The organism is Acidovorax sp. SUPP1855, assembly GCF_030158955.1.
Classification (GTDB): Bacteria; Pseudomonadota; Gammaproteobacteria; order Burkholderiales; family Burkholderiaceae_C; genus Paracidovorax.
Genome location: NZ_BQXI01000033.1, coordinates 40,457 through 57,248 on the forward strand (window position 1 = coordinate 40,457; position 16,792 = coordinate 57,248).

Here is a 16,792-nt window from a genome sequence, read left to right on the forward strand (position 1 = left end):
GGCGTTGCGCCGGGATCGGCGCAAGCGCCATGGGTCTCACCGCTCGGCATCGAGCGCGAGATTCAGGGCGAGCACGTTCACGCCCGGATCGCCGAGGAGCCCCAGGAACGGGGCATCGGTGTGCGCGTCGATCAGGGCCTGCACGCGCTCCACCGGCCAGCCCCGCGCCTTGGCCACGCGACTGGCCTGGTAGCGCGCGGCGGCGGGGCTGATGTGCGGGTCGAGCCCGCTGGCGGAGGCCGTGACCAGGTCCACCGGCACGGGCGCGGCATTGCCAGGATCGGCCTCGCGCAGCGCCTGGACGCGCGCGGTGACGGCTTCCGTGAGGGCGGGGTTCAGCGGGCCCAGGTTGGAGCCGCCCGACGCGCTGGCGTTGTAGGGCATGGGCGCGGTGGCCGAGGGGCGGCCCCAGAAGTGCTTCGGGTCGGTGAAGTTCTGCCCGATCAGGGACGAGCCCACGGCCTGCCCGCCGCGCAGCACCAGGCTGCCTGCGGCCTGCTGCGGAAACGCGGCTTGCGCCACACCCGTGACGATGAGCGGATAGACAACGCCCGTGATCACGCTCAGCAGCACGAAAAGGGTCAGCGCGGGACGGAGGATTTTGGTCATGTCGATGCTTCCTTGCACAGTTCAAACGAGGCCCACGGCCACCAACGCCCAGTCGATGAGCTTGATGCCGATGAACGGCACCACCAGCCCGCCCAGGCCATAGATCGCCAGGTTGCGGCGCAGCAGCGCGGCGGCGCCCACCGGGCGATAGCGCACGCCCTTGAGCGCCAGCGGGATCAGGAACACGATCACCAGCGCGTTGAACACCACCGCCGACAAAATGGCCGAGGAGGGGCTCGCCAGCCGCATCACGTTGAGCGCGGCCAGCTGCGGATAGGTGGACACGAAGATCGCCGGAATGATGGCGAAATACTTGGCCACGTCGTTGGCGATGGAGAACGTGGTGAGCGAGCCGCGCGTCATCAGCAGGGCCTTGCCGGTCTCCACCACCTCCAGCAGCTTGGTGGGGTTGGAGTCCAGGTCCACCATGTTGCCGGCCTCCTTGGCGGCCTGCGTACCACTGCCCATGGCCACGGCCACGTCGGCCTGGGCCAGTGCCGGTGCATCGTTGGTGCCGTCGCCGGTCATGGCCACCAGGCGGCCCTCGGCCTGGTACTGGCGGATCAGCGCCAGCTTGTCCTCGGGCGTGGCCTCGGCCAGGAAGTCGTCCACCCCGGCCTCAGCGGCGATGGCAGCGGCGGTCAGCTTGTTGTCGCCCGTGATCATTACCGTCTTGATGCCCATGCGCCGCAGTTCGGCGAAGCGCTCCTTGATGCCGGTCTTGACGATGTCCTTGAGCTCGACGATGCCCAGCACCTGGGCGCCCTCGGCCACCGCCAGGGGCGTGCTGCCGCGCCGCGCCACGTCGTCGGCCGCGCGCACCACTTCGGCCGGCACGCTGCCGCCCAGCGCCTGGATGTGGCGCACCATGGCCTGCACCGCGCCCTTGCGCAACGCCACCTCGGGCGCGCCGGCCGTGGCGGGCAGGTCCACGCCGCTCATGCGCGTCTGCGCCGTGAAAGGCACCAGGCGCACGCCAGGCGCAGCGGCTTCTTCCGGCAGGCCGCCGCGGCGCGCCAGCTCGACGATGCTGCGGCCCTCGGGTGTCTCATCGGCCAGGGACGCGAGCATGGCGGCGCGCGCAAGGCGCTCCTTGGCCACGCCGGGCGCCGGCAGGAAAGCACTCGCCTGCCGGTTGCCGTGCGTGATGGTGCCGGTCTTGTCCAGCAGCAGCACATCCACGTCGCCCGCGGCCTCCACCGCGCGTCCGGAGGTGGCGATCACGTTGGCCTGCATCATGCGACTCATGCCCGCCACGCCCACGGCCGACAGCAGGCCGCCGATGGTGGTGGGAATCAGGCACACGAGCAGCGCCACCAGCGCGGTGAGCGACACGACCGTGCCCGCCCCCGATGCACCCACGCTGAAGATCGAGAACGGCAGCAGTGTCACGGTGACCACGAGGAACACGATGGTGAGCGCCACCAGCAGGATGGTCAGCGCCACCTCGTTGGGCGTCTTCTGGCGCTTGGCGGCCTCGACCATGCCGATCATGCGGTCCAGGAACGATTCGCCCGGGTTCACCGTCACGCGCACCACCAGCCAGTCCGACAGCACCCGGGTGCCGCCCGTGACGGCCGAGAAGTCCCCGCCCGACTCGCGCACCACCGGCGCGGATTCGCCGGTGATGGCGCTCTCGTCCACCGATGCGACGCCTTCGATCACTTCGCCGTCCAGCGGAATCACGTCGCCCGCATCCACCTGCACCACGTCGCCGCGGCGCAGGTTGGTGGCCTGCTCGGGCAGGAAGGTCGCGCCATGGCGCGGCTCGGCGAGCTTCTTGGCCCAGGTGTCCTTGCGCAGGCCGCGCAGCGATGCGGCCTGCGCCTTGCTGCGGCCCTCCGCCAGCGCCTCAGCGAAGTTGGCGAACAGCACGGTGAACCACAGCCAGACGGCGATCGCCAGCACGAAGGCCGGGCGCATGCCCGTGTCCTGGGGCACCGTGAGTGCATGCAGCCAGAGCAGCGTGGTGAACAGGCTGCCGATGAACACGATGAACATCACCGGATTGCGCCACTGCACGCGGGGATCGAGCTTGGCGAACGACTGCCACAGCGCGGGCTTGACCAGCGCCGCATCAAACAGCGAAAGGGAAAGGGATGTCTTGGGGGTTGTCATGTCAGGGCCTCACTGGGGTCCACAGCATCAGGTGTTCCACGACGGGGCCCAGCGCCAGGGACGGAACGTAATTGAGCAAGCCCACCAGCAGCACGGTGGCGATCAGCAGGGCCACGAACAGCGGCCCGTGCGTGGGCAGCGTGCCGGCGGTGGCGGGCAGCCGCTTCTTGGCCGCGAGCGAGCCCGCGATGGCCAGCACCGGCACGATCACGCCGAAGCGCCCGAACCACATGGCCAGCCCCAGCAGCACGTTGTAGAACGGCGTGTTGGCCGACAGGCCCGCGAAGGCGCTGCCGTTGTTGTTGCCCGCCGAGGTGAGGGCATAGAGGATTTCGGAGAAACCATGCGCACCCGGATTGGCGATGCCCGCCTTGCCGGACTCTGCTATCACCGCCACCGCTGCACCCACCAGCACCAGGATGGGCGTGACCAGGATGGCCACCGAGGTGAGCTTCATCTCGCGCACTTCGATCTTCTTGCCCAGGTACTCCGGCGTGCGGCCGATCATCAGCCCCGCCATGAACACTGCGAGGATGGCGAACACCAGCATGCCGTACAGGCCCGTGCCCACGCCGCCGAAGACCACTTCGCCCAGCTGCATCAGCACCATCGGCACCAGCCCACCCAGCGGGGTGAACGAGTCGTGCATCGCGTTCACCGCGCCGCACGAGGCGGCCGTCGTCACGGCGGCGAAGAGTGCCGATGCGGTGATGCCGAAGCGCACCTCCTTGCCCTCCATGTTGCCGCCGGACTGCAGTGCAGTCACCGCCTGGTCCACCCCCAGCGCGGCGATGCGCGGGTTGCCGGCCTGCTCGGCGGGAATGACCACGGCCACCGCCACGGCGAACATCAACGTCATGGCCGCCAGGATCGCCAGGCCCTGGCGCGGATCGCCCACCACCCGGCCGAACGTGAAGCACAACGCGGCGGGGATCAGGAAGATCGCGAGCATCTGCACGAAGTTGGCCAGCGGCGTGGGGTTCTCGTACGGATGGGCCGAATTGGCATTGAAGAAGCCCCCGCCATTGGTGCCCAGCATCTTGATGGCCTCCTGCGACGCCACCGGCCCCATGGCCAGCGTTTGCGTGGCGGTGCTCGCGCTCTCCGTCACCGGGTTGCCGGCCGCGTCTTTCACGGGCTGCCCGTCGGCCGTCAGCTTCGGGTTCTGGTAGGCCGTGGCCTCCAGCGTGGCGACATCCCGGGACGGCGAGAAGTTCTGGATCACGCCCTGCCCCACCAGAAACACGGCGATCACCAGAGACACCGGCACCAGCACCCAGGCGTTGATACGCACCATGTCGGCCCAGAAGTTGCCCACCAGCCCCTGGCCGTCGGTGCGGCGCGCGGCAAAGCCCCGGGCCAATGCGAACGCCACGGCGATGCCCGTGGCCGCCGACAGGAAGTTCTGTACCGACAGCCCCAGCATCTGCGTCAGATAGCCCATGGTGCCCTCGCCCGCATAGCCCTGCCAGTTGGTGTTGGAGACGAAGCTCACCGCGGTGTTGAAAGCCGAGTCGGGCGACACGGCGGCCATGCCCTGCGGGTTGAGCGGCAGCCAGGCCTGCAGGCGCTGCAGGCCGTACACGACCACGGCACCGATGGCATTGAACGCCAGCAAGGCCAGCGCGTAGTGGCGCCAGTGCATGCTCTCTTCGGGCCGCACGCCGGCCACGCGGTACAGCGGTGACTCGGCGCGGTGCATCCACTGCGGCAGCCGGCCATCGCAGATCGCGGCCAGCCATCGGCCCAGGGGCCAGGCCAGCACGAGGAGCACGAGGAGGAACAGGGCCAGCAGGCCCCAGGCGGACGCGTCCATGTCAGAACTCCTCGGCGCAGATGAGCGCGAACACCAGGTACGCGAACAGGACGACGGCCACGATGGCGCCGAAGCCGTAGAGCACGTCGAGCGCGATCACCGCGATGCCCCCTTGGGGCCGTCGAACCGGCCCAGCAGCACCACGGCCTCCGCCATGGCCACCCACAGCGCCACGAGCGCTGCAATCCACACGATGTCCATCTCTGACTCCTGCATCAAAACGATGGAATCGATTCTCGGAAGGTGCCCGTAAAAAGGGTGCACAGACTGGGGCATGGGGCGTAAACGTGCCGTAAAAATGCACGGCGGCGGGGTGCCGTTACCGATTCTTGATGGGCGGTGCCATGCTTTTGACACCGTTTTTACGGGTGCCTGCCTACGCTTTGCGCTTTTCCAACGACCGCGTGAAGCCATGACCCCTTTCCCCGTTTTCAGAGCCCTTCCCCTGGCCGCTGCCCTGTGCGCGGCCCTGCCGCTGCTGGCCCACGCCCAGTTCACAGGCAACCTCGCCCTCACCTCGAACTACAAGTTCCGCGGGCAGGACCAGGACATGCTCCGTTCGAACCAGTTCGCCAAGACCGGCGCCTTCAAGCCGGCGGTGCAGGGCGGCGTCGACTACGCCTTCGGCGACAGTGGCTGGTACATCGGCAACTGGAACGCCAGCGTGAACTGGCTGCGCGGCAACCACCTGGAGAGCGACCTCTACGGCGGCTACAAATGGAAGACCGGTGCCACCGATCTCGACGTGGGCGCCCTTGCCTACCTCTACCCCGGCAACCGCAGCGGCAACACCACCGAGCTGTATGCCAGCGCCACCCATGCCGACGAAGCCTTCGGCACGTTCACGCTCAAGTACTCGCACACGGTGTCGGACGACTATTTCGGCTATGCGGGCGCCCGGGCGGGCTCGGGCCTGTCGGGGCGCAACACGGGCTATGTGAACCTGGCGTACAGCCGCGCACTGGGCCCGCAGCTCAGCTTGAAGGCCGCCATCGGCTATACGCGAATGGCCGGAGACATCCGCCGCCTGGGATGGCCCAGCTACGTCGATTACCAGGTCGGTGCGGCCTACGACTTCGGCGGCGGGCTCTCGCTCACTGGGGCATTGCAGGGGGCCAACCGGCAGGCCGCCTATGCGGCCGCTACTGGCCCGGCAGCGGATGCCGCGCGCTACTCGCCCAACAAAGGGCGCCTCATCGTCACGCTGGCCCAGGTTTTCTGACGGAAGCGCCGCCGGCAAGGCTGGCGCAGCGGCATCTGGTCAAACAGGCCCGACGCCAGGAGATTCATTGCCTCTTTAGCTATTAAATTTATAGCAAATTATTCGGCCAGCAGCGCGGCCGGGTCGTCCGAGGCAAGCACGCCCTGCGCCCACGGCCCGAGCTTGCGGGTGTCGGCGCGCAGCACCTCCTGCTTGACCGCGAGGATCTGCGCCGGGTGCATGGAAAAGCTGCGCAGGCCCAGGCCCAGCAGCAGCCGCGTCATGGAGACGTCACCCGCCGTCTCGCCGCACACGCACACGCTCTTGCCCTGGCGCTCGCCCTCGGCAATCACCTGGGCCACCAGCTGCAGCACGGCGGGGTGCAAGGGGTCGTAGAGGTGGGCCACGGCCTCGTCGGCGCGGTCGATGGCCAGGGTGTACTGGATCAGGTCGTTGGTGCCGATCGACAGGAAGTCGAAATACTTCAGGAAGCTGCGCACCATGAGCGCGGCGGCCGGCACCTCGATCATCGCCCCCAGTTGCACCGGCCCATGCGGCACGCCGCGCGCCTCCAGCTCGGCGCGGGCCATTTCCACCTGGGCGAGGGTCTGCTGGATCTCGCTCACGTGCGCGAGCATCGGGAACAGCAGGTTCACCGGGCCATGCACGGCCGCACGCAGCACGGCGCGCAGCTGCGTGCGGAACATGGCCGGATCGGCCAGGCTCCAGCGGATGGCACGCAGGCCGAGCGCGGGGTTCAGGTAGCTGTCCTTGTAGCCTTTGTCGAGCGGCTTGTCTGCCCCCACGTCGATGGTGCGCAGCGTGACGGGCATGCCGTTCATGCCCTGTACCGCCTCGCGGTAGGCCTGGTACTGCTCCTCCTCGCCCGGCAGGTTGCCGTTGCGTCCCATGAACATGAATTCGCTGCGGAACAGGCCTACGCCCGCAGCGCCGCCGCGCAGCGCAGCGGCCGCGTCGGCAGGCTGCTCGATGTTGGCCAGCAGCTCGATCTTCTGCCCATCCAGCGTGACGGCCGGCGTATGGCGCAGGCGCGACAGGCGCTCGCGCTCCAGCGTGGTCTGGCGCTGGCGGAAACCGTATTCGGCCAGGATGATGGGCGACGGGTCCACGATCATCACGCCGGCATCGCCGTCGATGATGACCCAGTCGTCCTGCCGCACCAGCTGGCTGGCGGCGCGCGCGCCCACCACCGCGGGGATGTCCATGCTGCGCGCCACGATGGCCGTGTGCGAGGTCTTGCCGCCCACGTCCGTCACGAAACCGGCGAACACGCTCTTCTTGAACTGCAGCATGTCGGCCGGCGACAGGTCGTGGGCCACCAGCACGAGGGGCACGTCCACCGTGTCGTCCAGCAGCAGGTCCTGCTGGTTGCTGCGGCGCGGGCTGCTGGGCGGCGGCGCCACCGGACTGGCCACGCCTTTCATGTGGCGCAGGACGCGTTCCACCACCTGCTCCAGATCGGCCTTGCGCTCGCGCAGGTACTCGTCCTCCATCTCGTCGAACTGGCGCGCGATGACCTCCAGCTGGGTGGTCAGTGCCCATTCGGCGTTGTAGAGGCGGTCGGTGATCCAATGCTTGACGCCGCTCACCAGCGCCTCGTCCTGCAGCAGCATCATGTGCACGTCGAGCAGCGCCGCCAGTTCGGGGGGCGCATCGTGCGGCATCTCGGCCTGCAGGCGCTGCAGCTCCTCCACCACGGCGTTGCGGCCGTTGCGCACGCGCACGATCTCCGCGCCGACCTGGTCCGCGTCGATGAAATAGTGCGCCACGTCCACGCGGCTCGACGCCACCAGCACGGCGCGCCCGATGGCGATGCCGCGGGCGACCGCCAGACCGTGGACGGCGAACGTCATGGCGCTGGCGCTCCTGGCCTGCCCGCGGCGCGCGCAGGCTGGCAGGCGGCGCGGCAGGCGATCAGCGCGGCCCGCACATCACTCCCCTTCGCCGAACTTGCCGTCGATCAAGGCCCGAAGCGCATCCATGGCTTCCTGCTCCTGCGCGCCGTTGGTCTCCAACTCGACCGTCGAGCCCAGCCCGGCGGCCAGCATCATGACGCCCATGATGCTTTTGGCATTGATGCGCCGCTCGCCCTTGGCCAGCCAGACATCGCACGGAAAACTGCCTGCCAGCTTCGTGAGCTTGGCGGACGCCCGGGCGTGCAGGCCCAGCTTATTGCTGATGGTGATGGTCGTCTTGATCATGGTGGGAACGTCGTATCTGGTTCTGCGGGGCCGAGATCGCCACCTGCATCACGCCCTGGGTACCGCCGACCACCGCACGAGAAACGAGCGCCTCCAGCGGTTCGTGCCGGTAGCTCACGGTGCGCAGCAGCATGGGCAGATTCACGCCGGTGACCAGCCGTGAATGCTCGCCATCCACCAGGCGCTGCGCGACATTGCACGGTGTGGCGCCGAACACATCGGTCAGCACCAGCGTGGGCGAATCGCCTTCGTGCGAGGCCAGCAGGATGCGTGCGGTGGCCAGGGTCTCTTCGGGCGGCGTGTGGGGATGCACGTCGAACGCGAGCACCTCCTCGCCACAGTCGGGAAACACATGGAGAGCGCACTCGCGCAGCGCATGGGCCAGCGGAGAGTGGGCGATGATGAGGATGCGCGTGCTGCTCATGGGGCAATGGAGTGAACCGCATTATGGCGCCGCGTGCAGCCCTCGATGGGCATTCGCAGCCCGCGCGCAAGGCCTGGGTAAGGAGAGGCGACCCCGATCATGGCAGCGCCAGTCCGGCAAAGAACGTGTCCGCGACCGCCATGCGCGGGGCGGCCGTATAGACCACCGCGTGGTACAAGCGCGCCTGCCGCCCTTCCATGCGGGCAAACCAGACGGTTTGCGCGGTCACTGTATCGCCGTCGCCGCGCCGCCCCTGGGCTTGCAGCCGCACCGACTGCGGCAGGGCCAAGGCACCGGCCGGCACGAAGGCAACAGCACCCGCCTCGGCATCCCCTGCCGCCGGCGCCTGCATGCGTGCCAGCACCGCCGCCCGCCACTGCGCGAGGACAGCGCCCGCCTGCGAGGGGTCTTCGACCACCATGTGCGAAACGGCAAACGTCGCGCCATCGGCCTCGCAGCCCACCATGGCCAGATCCGCAGGCCGCCCACCCAGATCCACCGAACGTGTCGCGTGATCCGGCTTGCAAGGCAGCAGCACCGTGAGGCCGGCGCTTTCGAGTGGCACGCTGCGCCAGTTCAGCGCGGGGCTGCAGCCGGCCAAGCACAGGGTCAGTGCGGTGACGATAGCGATGGAGCGATGCATCCGTGCATTATCCGGAGAGCCGCCATGGGCCAGTCGTGGCTTGTTCGTGCCTTTGGAAATCCGAGCGCTCGGCAGCCCCCTGCCGTGGGCGGGGCGGTGACCCCTCCAAGTTGCACCGGGGCTTTGGCTTCGCAGGATCAGCGAACTTTTGCAGGGCCTTGCGCTCCATCACCCCGAAGATCCGGGCCGTCCGGCAAAATGTCGACAGACAACTGCACGCACCGTGCAGGCACAGGTGGAAAGAGCGCAATGGGCATCAAGCATTGGTTGGGCGCCGCGGCAGTGGCGGCATTCGCAGGCATCGGCGCCTTCGTGTTCCTGGGCGCCGGCACGTCCCAGGCACCGCAGTCGACCTTCGTTCTGCTGGATGGCTCCAAGAAGACCACCGCCGATTTGCACGGCCAAGTCACCCTGGTCAACTTCTGGGCCACCAGTTGCGTCACCTGCGTGGCCGAGATGCCCGAGGTCGTGGCAACCTACCAGAAGTACCGGGCACAGGGCTTCGACACCTTGGCCGTCGCCATGAGCTACGACCCACCGAGCTATGTGGTGAATTTCGCCGAAACCCGCCAACTGCCGTTCAAGGTTGCCATCGACAACACTGGCGCGGTGGCCCAGGCCTGGGGTGACGTCAAGCTCACCCCGTCCACCTTCATCGTCAACAAGCGCGGCGAGATCGTCAAGACCTATGTCGGGGCTCCCGACTTCCCAGAACTCCATCGGCTCATCGAGCGCCTGCTGGCAGAGACCTGACCCCCGTTCCACGGCTTGGGCGGCCAACCGCCGGTTGAATGGGCCGGACAGAGCCCGCTACACTGGCAACTCCTTCGTTCCTAGCAACCGCCTGTGGACCAGCCTTCCGTGGCCCTGCTGACGCCGACCCTTCCTGCCGAGATGGACGCTGTGCGCGACATCTTCCGGGAATATGCCGACAGCTTGGGCATCGACCTGTATTTCCAGAACTTCGAGGCCGAACTGGCCACCCTGCCGGCGGACTATGCACCGCCGCGCGGCCAGATCCTGCTGGCTGAAGTGGACGGTGCCATCGCGGGCTGCTGTGCGCTGCGCCCCATGGACAACGCCGATTACCCCAACGCCAGCGAAATGAAGCGCCTGTATGTACGCAAGGCATTCCGCAGCTTCGGCCTCGGCCGGCAACTGGCAGAGGCCATTCTCGATGCGGCGCGGCAAGCGGGATATGCCTGCGTGCTGCTCGACACGCTCGATGGCATGGAATCGGCTCGTGCGCTGTATGCCGACCTGGGCTTCGAAGAAATCCCGCCCTACTATCACAACCCCATTGCAGGGTCGCACTACCTCAAGGCGGATATCGATTAAGGCACAGCGAGCGCGTGAAGGGGCGGAGCATCCCGGCACCTTCGCCGCCATGCCGAACGTGGTGCTTGGAACAACGGTCCGTATCGACTCCGGGGACCGTCCTGCCATCACCAGCGCCATGCGATGAGTTCACCGAACAAACCGCATCGCGCTGGACACGGAACGGGCAATTTCCTCTCCCGTCCCCGAACCAACGGCACCTTTTGTGTTCAGCCCTTGGCCTGTGCCAACAGCGTTGCCGCGTCGCTCACTTCGAACTTGCCGGGCGCCTCGATGTTCAGCGATGCCACCTTGCCATCTTTCACCAGCATCGAATACCGATTGCTGCGCAGGCCCAGTCCCTTGCCGTTCAGATCCAGCGTCAGGCCCGTGGCCTTGGCAAAAGCGGCATCGCCGTCGGCCAGCATGCGCACCTTGCCCTGGGTCTTCTGATCGCGCGCCCAGGCGCCCATCACGAACGCGTCATTCACGCTCAGGCACCAGATCTCGTCCACACCCGCGGCCTTGAAGGCCTCGGCCTGCTCCACATACCCGGGAACATGCTTGGCGGAACAGGTTGGCGTGAAGGCACCTGGCACGGCAAACAGCGCGATGGTCTTGCCGGTGGTGGCCTGGTCCACTGCGACAGGGTTGGGACCGAGGCTGCAACCGTCGCCTTCGACTTCGGAATATTCCATCAAGGTGATGGCAGGCAGGGTTTCACCGACTTTGATCATGCTGGGCTCCTAGGGTGTGGAATGAGGGACCTGCAGAACGCGGGCCCCAAAAAACAAAACGACCCAGCATTGTGGGTCGTTTTGAGCGGCTTTGCAGCCAACAAGCCCGTAGGCTTGTAAGGATCTGCCAATCAGACCAGTGCGGCCTTCTGGACCAGACGGGTGGCAACCCAGTTCTTGGTCTTGGAGATCGGACGGCTTTCCGTGATCTCGATGGTGTCACCCAACTTGTACTCGCCCTTTTCGTCATGGGCGTGGTACTTGCTGGATTTCGCCACGATCTTGCCGTAGAGCTCGTGCTTCACACGGCGCTCGACCAGCACGGTCACGGTCTTCGTACGCTTGTCGCTGACCACCTTGCCAATCAAGGTGCGCTTGAGGGATTTTTTAGCTTCCGTCATGTGGGCTCCTTACTTGGCGGCTTGCTTTTCAGCAAGAATGGTCTTGGCACGAGCGATATCCCGACGGGTGATACGCAGCGTATTGGTGTTTGCCAGTTGTTGCGTGGCCTTCTGCATGCGCAGACCGAAGTGGGCCTTTTGCAAGGACTTGATTTCGGTTTCGATGCCAGCGACGTCTTTTTGGCGCAGTTCAGCAGCTTTCGTCATTTCGATTCTCCTGAATTTAAGCGCCAATTTGACGGGCCACGAACGTGGTGCGCAGCGGCAGCTTGGCAGCAGCCAGGCGGAACGCTTCACGGGCCAGTTCTTCGGGCACACCGACGATCTCGAACACCACCTTGCCGGGCTGAATTTCAGCCACGTAATACTCGGGGTTGCCCTTACCGTTACCCATCCGAACTTCGGCGGGCTTGGTAGAGATCGGCTTGTCGGGGAACACGCGGATCCAGATACGGCCGCCACGTTTCACGTGACGGGAGATCGCACGGCGTGCGGCCTCGATCTGGCGGGCCGTCAGACGGCCACGGTCCGTGCACTTCAGGCCGAAGTCACCGAAGGCCACCGAATTGCCACGGGTGGCAACGCCGGTGTTACGGCCCTTCTGCTCTTTGCGGTACTTGCGGCGAGCGGGTTGCAGCATCTTTATTCTCCTTTGCCGTCCGCTGCTGTAGCGGGCGCGTCAACCTTGCGAACGCGCTTAACGGCGGTGTTATCGGCGCCACCGGCACCGGCGGGCTTGTCGCTACCGTCTGCAGGTGCCGCATTGGCACCGGCTGGACGGCGTGGACCACCACGGCCTGCACCCGGACGATCGCCACCTGGGCGGCCATCGCGACGCGGGCCACGGGGACGACGCTCTTCTTCTGGACGCGGTGTTTCCACTGCGGGCAGATCGTTGCGGCCCAGCGTATCGCCCTTGTAAACCCAGACCTTGACGCCGATGACGCCGTAGGTGGTCTTGGCTTCGGACGTGCCGTAGTCGATGTCGGCGCGCAGGGTGTGAAGCGGCACGCGACCTTCGCGGTACCACTCGCAACGGGCGATTTCAATCCCGTTCAGACGGCCGGACGACATGATCTTGATGCCCTGGGCACCCAGACGCATGGCGTTTTGCATGGCGCGCTTCATGGCGCGGCGGAACATGATCCGCTTTTCCAGCTGTTGCGTGATGCTGTCGGCGATCAGCTTGGCATCGATTTCGGGCTTGCGCACTTCTTCGATGTTCACTGCGACCGGCACGCCCAGACGCGTAGCGAGTTCCTTCTTCAGGTTCTCGATGTCTTCGCCCTTCTTGCCGATCACCACGCCCGGACGTGCCGAGTAGATGGTGATGCGGGCATTCTTGGCGGGGCGCTCGATCAGGATGCGCGAGACGGCAGCGTTCTTCAGCTTGGCCTTCAGGTATTCGCGCACCTTGATGTCTTCGGCCAGCATGCCGGCGAAGTCACGGTTGCTCGCGTACCAACGGCTGGCCCAGTTGCGGCTGACCGCCAGGCGGAAGCCGGTAGGATGGATTTTCTGTCCCATAGTCTTCCTCGGGCCTTCAGTTGCCAACCGTCACGTACACATGGCACGTGGGCTTGCTGATGCGATTGCCGCGGCCTTTGGCGCGCGCGGTGAAACGCTTGAGCGTGGTGCCTTGTTCGACGTAGATGGTCTTGACCTTCAGTTCGTCGATGTCGGCGCCGTCGTTGTGCTCAGCGTTGGCGATGGCGGACTCCAGCACCTTCTTGACGATTCCTGCAGCTTTTTTCTGCGTGAACGTCAGGATGTTCAGAGCCTGGTCGACCTTCTTGCCGCGGATCAGATCAGCGACCAGACGGCCCTTGTCGACCGACAGACGGACGCCCCGGAGGACTGCACGTGTTTCAGACATGGTCGTTCCTTACTTCTTCTGGACTTTCTTGTCCGCGGGGTGACCCTTGAAGGTGCGCGTCAGGGCGAATTCGCCCAGCTTGTGGCCCACCATCTGGTCGGTGACATACACCGGTACGTGCTGCTTGCCGTTGTGCACGGCAATGGTCAGACCGATGAAATCGGGCAGAACCATGGAGCGACGCGACCAGGTCTTGACTGGTTTCTTGTCCTTGGTCGCAATGGCCTTTTCGACCTTTGCCATCAAGTGGTGGTCAACAAACGGACCCTTTTTGAGAGAGCGAGTCATTTGTTATCCCTTACTTCTTGCGACGCGACACAATCATCACTTGTGTGCGCTTGTTGTTGCGGGTGCGATAACCCTTGGTCAGATTGCCCCAAGGATCGACTGCATGGCGGCCTTCGCCGGTGCGGCCTTCGCCACCACCGTGAGGGTGATCCACCGGGTTCATGGCCACGCCACGAACCGTTGGGCGAATACCCATCCAGCGCTTCACACCGGCCTTGCCGAGTTGGCGCAGGCTGTGCTCTTCGTTGGCGACTTCGCCGATGGTTGCACGGCACTCGATGTGGATCTTGCGCACTTCGCCAGAGCGCATGCGCACCTGGGCGTACGTACCTTCACGGGCCAGCAGCGTTGCGGAAGCACCTGCCGAGCGTGCGATCTGTGCACCGGCACCGGGCTTGAGCTCGATGCAGTGGATGGTCGAACCCACGGGGATGTTACGGATCGGCAGCGTGTTGCCTGCGCGGATCGGGGCTTCGGAGCCGCTCAGGAGCGTGCTGCCGACTTCCAGACCACGGGGGGCAATGATGTAACGGCGCTCGCCGTCGGCATAGCACACCAAAGCGATGTGGGCCGTACGGTTCGGGTCGTATTCAATGCGCTCGACCTTTGCGGGGATGCCATCCTTGTTGCGGACGAAATCCACCACACGGTAGTGGTGCTTGTGACCGCCGCCCTTGTGGCGGGTCGTGATGTGACCGTTGTTGTTGCGGCCGGCCTTCTGGAACTGAGGCTCCAGCAGCGGCGCATACGCTTCACCCTTGTACAGGTGGTCACGGGTAACCTTCACCACGGCACGTTGGCCGGGTGAAGTGGGTTTCATTTTGATGACGGCCATGATTACGCGGCCTCCCCGGACAGGTTCAGCTCTTGACCTGGTTGCAGCGTGACATAAGCCTTGCGCACGTTGTCGCGGCGGCCCATGGTCTTGCCAAAACGCTTGGCCTTGCCTTTGGTGTTCACCACAGAAACGCCCTTGACCTCGACCTTGAACATCAATTCCACAGCGGCCTTGATTTCTGGCTTGGTTGCGTTCTGCAGCACCTTGAACGTCACAGCATTGGACTTCTCGGCAACCATGGTGGCCTTTTCGGACACGATGGGAGCGACCAGAACTTGCATCAGACGACCTTCGTCAAACTTGGGCGTGCTCATGCGAACATCTCCTTGAGTTTGTCGATCGCGCCCTTGGTGACGAGCACTTTCTTGTAGTGCACCAGCGACACGGGGTCTGCGTAACGGGGTTCGACGATGAACACGTTCTTCAGATTGCGCGAAGCAAGGTACAGGTTTTCGTCCACTTCGTCGGCGATCACCATCACCGACTGCAGGTTCATCGCCTTGAACTTGTCGGCGAGCACCTTGGTCTTGGGGCTTTCCAGCGTCAGCGAGTCCACCACGGCCAGACGGCCTTCACGGGCCAGCTGCGAAAAGATCGCAGCCATGCCGGCGCGGTACATCTTCTTGTTGATCTTCTGCGTGAAGTTTTCTTCAGGCAGATTCGGGAAGATGCGACCGCCCCCACGCCACAGAGGCGAGGAGGTCATACCGGCGCGAGCGCGGCCGGTGCCTTTTTGCTTGAAGGGCTTCTTGGTGGAGTGCTTGACCTGCTCGCGGTCTTTTTGAGCACGCGTGCCCTGGCGGGCATTGGCCTGGTAAGCCACCACGATCTGGTGAACCAGATCTTCGTTGTATTCGCGACCGAACACGGTTTCGGGCGCATCGAACTTCGATGCGGCCTGGCCTTGGTCATTCAGGAGTTCGAGCTGCATTAGTTCGCTCCCTTGGAAGCTTTGGCCTTGACTGCCGGACGCACCGTCACGAACCCGCCCTTGGAGCCCGGAATGGCGCCCTTGATCAAGAGCAGTTGACGCGCTTCGTCGACGCGGATGACATCGAGGTTTTGCGTGGTCTTGGTGACATCGCCCAGATGGCCGGTCATGCGCTTACCGGGGAACACGCGACCGGGGTCTTGTGCCATACCGATGGAGCCAGGCACATTGTGCGAACGGCTGTTACCGTGCGACGCGCGCTGCGAAGCCATGTTGTGGCGCTTGATCGTGCCAGCGTAGCCCTTGCCGATCGACGTACCTTGCACGTCCACCTTCTGGCCCACGATGAACAGCGTCACGGGGACGGTGGAACCGACGGCGTACTGGGCGGCGACGTCAGCGGTCACGCGGAATTCGCGGATCACTTCACCGGCTTCGACGCCGGCCTTCGCCAGATGGCCCGCTGCGGGCTTGGTCACGCGCGATGCCTTGCGCAAACCGAACGTGACCTGCAAGGCCACGTAGCCATCGTTCTCTTGGGTTTTAACCTGGGTCACGCGGTTGTTGGACACATCCACCACCGTGACGGGCACTGCGTCCCCGTCATCGGTGAACAGACGCATCATGCCCACCTTGCGGCCCAGCAACCCTTGGGAGTTGCTTTGACTCATTGATTTTCTCCAAAACTTTCACCGCCTCGACTTCAATTGGCCAAAGCGTTTGCACAACGTTTGCACCGCCGTGCGCGAAAGAAGGTTGATAAAACTCCGCCACCGTCACGCAAAGCGCAAAAAAGGCGAAGCCGCAAAGTATAACGCGGACTGCTTTTGCAAGCAAGTCCGCGTTATGTGTTGGTGCGCAGCAACCGCCGCGCCCCGGAGCCGGCAGATTACTGCAGCTTGATTTCGACGTCCACGCCAGCCGGCAGGTCGAGCTTCATCAGCGCGTCCACCGTCTTGTCCGTCGGATCGACGATGTCCATCAAACGCTGGTGCGTGCGGATTTCGAGCTGGTCGCGGCTGGTCTTGTTGACGTGCGGCGAACGCAGGATGTCGAAACGCTTCATGCGCGTCGGCAGTGGCACGGGACCCTTGACGATGGCGCCGGTGCGCTTGGCGGTATCAACGATCTCGGCAGCGGACTGGTCGATCAGCTTGTAATCAAACGCCTTCAGGCGGATGCGGATTTTTTGCTTGGACATGGCAAGTTCCTTTGTGCCTGAGGCTTAAGCAATGATCTTGGCCACGACGCCGGCGCCGACGGTGCGACCGCCTTCACGGATGGCGAAGCGCAGGCCTTCTTCCATGGCGATGGGGTTGATCAGCTTGACGGTGATCGACACGTTGTCGCCGGGCATGACCATTTCCTTGT

Annotated in this window: 24 protein-coding genes; 3 read left to right on the plus strand and 21 right to left on the minus strand. The window is 65.0% G+C overall.

Translation table 11 applies throughout. The annotated features are described in order from the left end of the window. Positions 1 to 36: 36 nt before the first annotated feature. From kdpC to kdpF, 4 genes are read right to left on the minus strand one after another with little or no spacing between them, the layout of a single operon-like run. Positions 37 to 609 carry a potassium-transporting ATPase subunit KdpC gene (gene kdpC / locus AVMA1855_RS22165; RefSeq protein WP_272565807.1) on the minus strand — a complete coding sequence of 191 codons (573 nt, stop codon included), beginning with the start codon at positions 607 to 609 and terminating at the stop codon, positions 37 to 39. A 21-nt stretch (positions 610 to 630) separates the two neighbouring features. Continuing rightward, positions 631 to 2,727: a potassium-transporting ATPase subunit KdpB gene (kdpB, locus tag AVMA1855_RS22170; protein WP_284427335.1), complete on the minus strand. Its 2,097-nt coding sequence runs from the start codon at positions 2,725 to 2,727 to the stop codon at positions 631 to 633. 1 nt (position 2,728) lies between these two features. After that, entirely contained in the window at positions 2,729 to 4,543 is a 1,815-nt protein-coding gene (gene kdpA, locus AVMA1855_RS22175) for a potassium-transporting ATPase subunit KdpA (RefSeq protein WP_284427336.1), read from the minus strand. A gap of 1 nt (position 4,544) precedes the next feature. Next, a complete protein-coding gene (gene kdpF / locus AVMA1855_RS22180; protein ID WP_272565812.1) occupies positions 4,545 to 4,643 on the minus strand; it encodes a K(+)-transporting ATPase subunit F in 99 nt (32 codons plus the stop codon). 312 nt (positions 4,644 to 4,955) lie between these two features. Between kdpF and AVMA1855_RS22185 the strand changes: the two genes are divergently transcribed. Next, positions 4,956 to 5,765 (plus strand): TorF family putative porin, encoded by an 810-nt coding sequence (locus tag AVMA1855_RS22185; protein ID WP_284427337.1) that lies wholly within the window; start codon positions 4,956 to 4,958, stop codon positions 5,763 to 5,765. A 98-nt stretch (positions 5,766 to 5,863) separates the two neighbouring features. On the opposite strand, the gene ptsP is transcribed toward AVMA1855_RS22185, so the two are convergent. From ptsP to AVMA1855_RS22205, 4 genes are all read right to left on the minus strand, one after another. Continuing rightward, positions 5,864 to 7,618: a phosphoenolpyruvate--protein phosphotransferase gene (gene ptsP / locus AVMA1855_RS22190; protein WP_284427338.1), complete on the minus strand. Its 1,755-nt coding sequence runs from the start codon at positions 7,616 to 7,618 to the stop codon at positions 5,864 to 5,866. Between the two features lie 78 nt (positions 7,619 to 7,696). Continuing rightward, positions 7,697 to 7,966: an HPr family phosphocarrier protein gene (locus AVMA1855_RS22195; RefSeq protein ID WP_272549631.1), complete on the minus strand. Its 270-nt coding sequence runs from the start codon at positions 7,964 to 7,966 to the stop codon at positions 7,697 to 7,699. Then, a complete protein-coding gene (locus AVMA1855_RS22200) occupies positions 7,935 to 8,390 on the minus strand; it encodes a PTS sugar transporter subunit IIA (protein ID WP_272565817.1) in 456 nt (151 codons plus the stop codon). Before AVMA1855_RS22200 ends, AVMA1855_RS22195 begins: the two co-directional genes overlap by 32 nt. Positions 8,391 to 8,487: 97 nt before the next feature. Then, on the minus strand, positions 8,488 to 9,033 hold the full coding sequence (locus AVMA1855_RS22205) for a hypothetical protein (protein ID WP_284427339.1): 546 nt from the start codon (positions 9,031 to 9,033) through the stop codon (positions 8,488 to 8,490). 249 nt (positions 9,034 to 9,282) lie between these two features. On the opposite strand from AVMA1855_RS22205, the gene AVMA1855_RS22210 reads away from it, so the two are divergent. Beyond that, positions 9,283 to 9,786, plus strand: a complete 504-nt coding sequence (locus AVMA1855_RS22210; RefSeq protein WP_272565820.1) for a TlpA disulfide reductase family protein — start codon at positions 9,283 to 9,285, stop codon at positions 9,784 to 9,786. A gap of 93 nt (positions 9,787 to 9,879) precedes the next feature. Continuing rightward, positions 9,880 to 10,371: a GNAT family N-acetyltransferase gene (locus AVMA1855_RS22215; RefSeq protein WP_284427340.1), complete on the plus strand. Its 492-nt coding sequence runs from the start codon at positions 9,880 to 9,882 to the stop codon at positions 10,369 to 10,371. A gap of 209 nt (positions 10,372 to 10,580) precedes the next feature. Here AVMA1855_RS22215 and AVMA1855_RS22220 read toward each other — a convergent pair whose 3' ends face one another. The 13 genes from AVMA1855_RS22220 to AVMA1855_RS22280 all read right to left on the minus strand — a co-directional run. After that, positions 10,581 to 11,087: a peroxiredoxin gene (locus AVMA1855_RS22220; RefSeq protein WP_272565822.1), complete on the minus strand. Its 507-nt coding sequence runs from the start codon at positions 11,085 to 11,087 to the stop codon at positions 10,581 to 10,583. A 131-nt stretch (positions 11,088 to 11,218) separates the two neighbouring features. Further along, the gene (rpsQ, locus tag AVMA1855_RS22225) at positions 11,219 to 11,488 is read right to left on the minus strand and encodes a 30S ribosomal protein S17 (protein WP_092745113.1); all 270 of its coding nucleotides are present in this window, start codon (positions 11,486 to 11,488) and stop codon (positions 11,219 to 11,221) included. A gap of 9 nt (positions 11,489 to 11,497) precedes the next feature. Then, complete coding sequence (rpmC, locus tag AVMA1855_RS22230; RefSeq protein WP_272549639.1) at positions 11,498 to 11,695, minus strand: 50S ribosomal protein L29; 198 nt, start codon at positions 11,693 to 11,695, stop codon at positions 11,498 to 11,500. 16 nt (positions 11,696 to 11,711) lie between these two features. Beyond that, on the minus strand, positions 11,712 to 12,128 hold the full coding sequence (gene rplP / locus AVMA1855_RS22235) for a 50S ribosomal protein L16 (protein ID WP_056662458.1): 417 nt from the start codon (positions 12,126 to 12,128) through the stop codon (positions 11,712 to 11,714). A gap of 2 nt (positions 12,129 to 12,130) precedes the next feature. Next, positions 12,131 to 13,015, minus strand: coding sequence for a 30S ribosomal protein S3 (gene rpsC / locus AVMA1855_RS22240; RefSeq protein ID WP_272565825.1), 885 nt, complete (start codon positions 13,013 to 13,015; stop codon positions 12,131 to 12,133). A gap of 16 nt (positions 13,016 to 13,031) precedes the next feature. Beyond that, positions 13,032 to 13,364, minus strand: coding sequence for a 50S ribosomal protein L22 (rplV, locus tag AVMA1855_RS22245; protein WP_005796970.1), 333 nt, complete (start codon positions 13,362 to 13,364; stop codon positions 13,032 to 13,034). A 9-nt stretch (positions 13,365 to 13,373) separates the two neighbouring features. Further along, positions 13,374 to 13,652: a 30S ribosomal protein S19 gene (gene rpsS / locus AVMA1855_RS22250; protein WP_272565826.1), complete on the minus strand. Its 279-nt coding sequence runs from the start codon at positions 13,650 to 13,652 to the stop codon at positions 13,374 to 13,376. A gap of 10 nt (positions 13,653 to 13,662) precedes the next feature. Further along, the gene (gene rplB, locus AVMA1855_RS22255) at positions 13,663 to 14,487 is read right to left on the minus strand and encodes a 50S ribosomal protein L2 (protein WP_092745109.1); all 825 of its coding nucleotides are present in this window, start codon (positions 14,485 to 14,487) and stop codon (positions 13,663 to 13,665) included. A gap of 2 nt (positions 14,488 to 14,489) precedes the next feature. Then, on the minus strand, positions 14,490 to 14,804 hold the full coding sequence (gene rplW, locus AVMA1855_RS22260; RefSeq protein WP_272549645.1) for a 50S ribosomal protein L23: 315 nt from the start codon (positions 14,802 to 14,804) through the stop codon (positions 14,490 to 14,492). Next, positions 14,801 to 15,421 carry a 50S ribosomal protein L4 gene (rplD, locus tag AVMA1855_RS22265; RefSeq protein ID WP_092745107.1) on the minus strand — a complete coding sequence of 207 codons (621 nt, stop codon included), beginning with the start codon at positions 15,419 to 15,421 and terminating at the stop codon, positions 14,801 to 14,803. The genes rplW and rplD overlap by 4 nt, the downstream gene beginning before the upstream one ends. Then, positions 15,421 to 16,092, minus strand: coding sequence for a 50S ribosomal protein L3 (gene rplC, locus AVMA1855_RS22270; RefSeq protein ID WP_284427341.1), 672 nt, complete (start codon positions 16,090 to 16,092; stop codon positions 15,421 to 15,423). The genes rplD and rplC overlap by 1 nt, the downstream gene beginning before the upstream one ends. A gap of 218 nt (positions 16,093 to 16,310) precedes the next feature. Next, the gene (gene rpsJ / locus AVMA1855_RS22275) at positions 16,311 to 16,622 is read right to left on the minus strand and encodes a 30S ribosomal protein S10 (RefSeq protein WP_005796953.1); all 312 of its coding nucleotides are present in this window, start codon (positions 16,620 to 16,622) and stop codon (positions 16,311 to 16,313) included. Positions 16,623 to 16,646: 24 nt separating this feature from the next. After that, positions 16,647 to 16,792: EF-Tu C-terminal domain-related protein (locus AVMA1855_RS22280; RefSeq protein ID WP_502870364.1), on the minus strand; the 146-nt coding region annotated here is incomplete at its 5' end.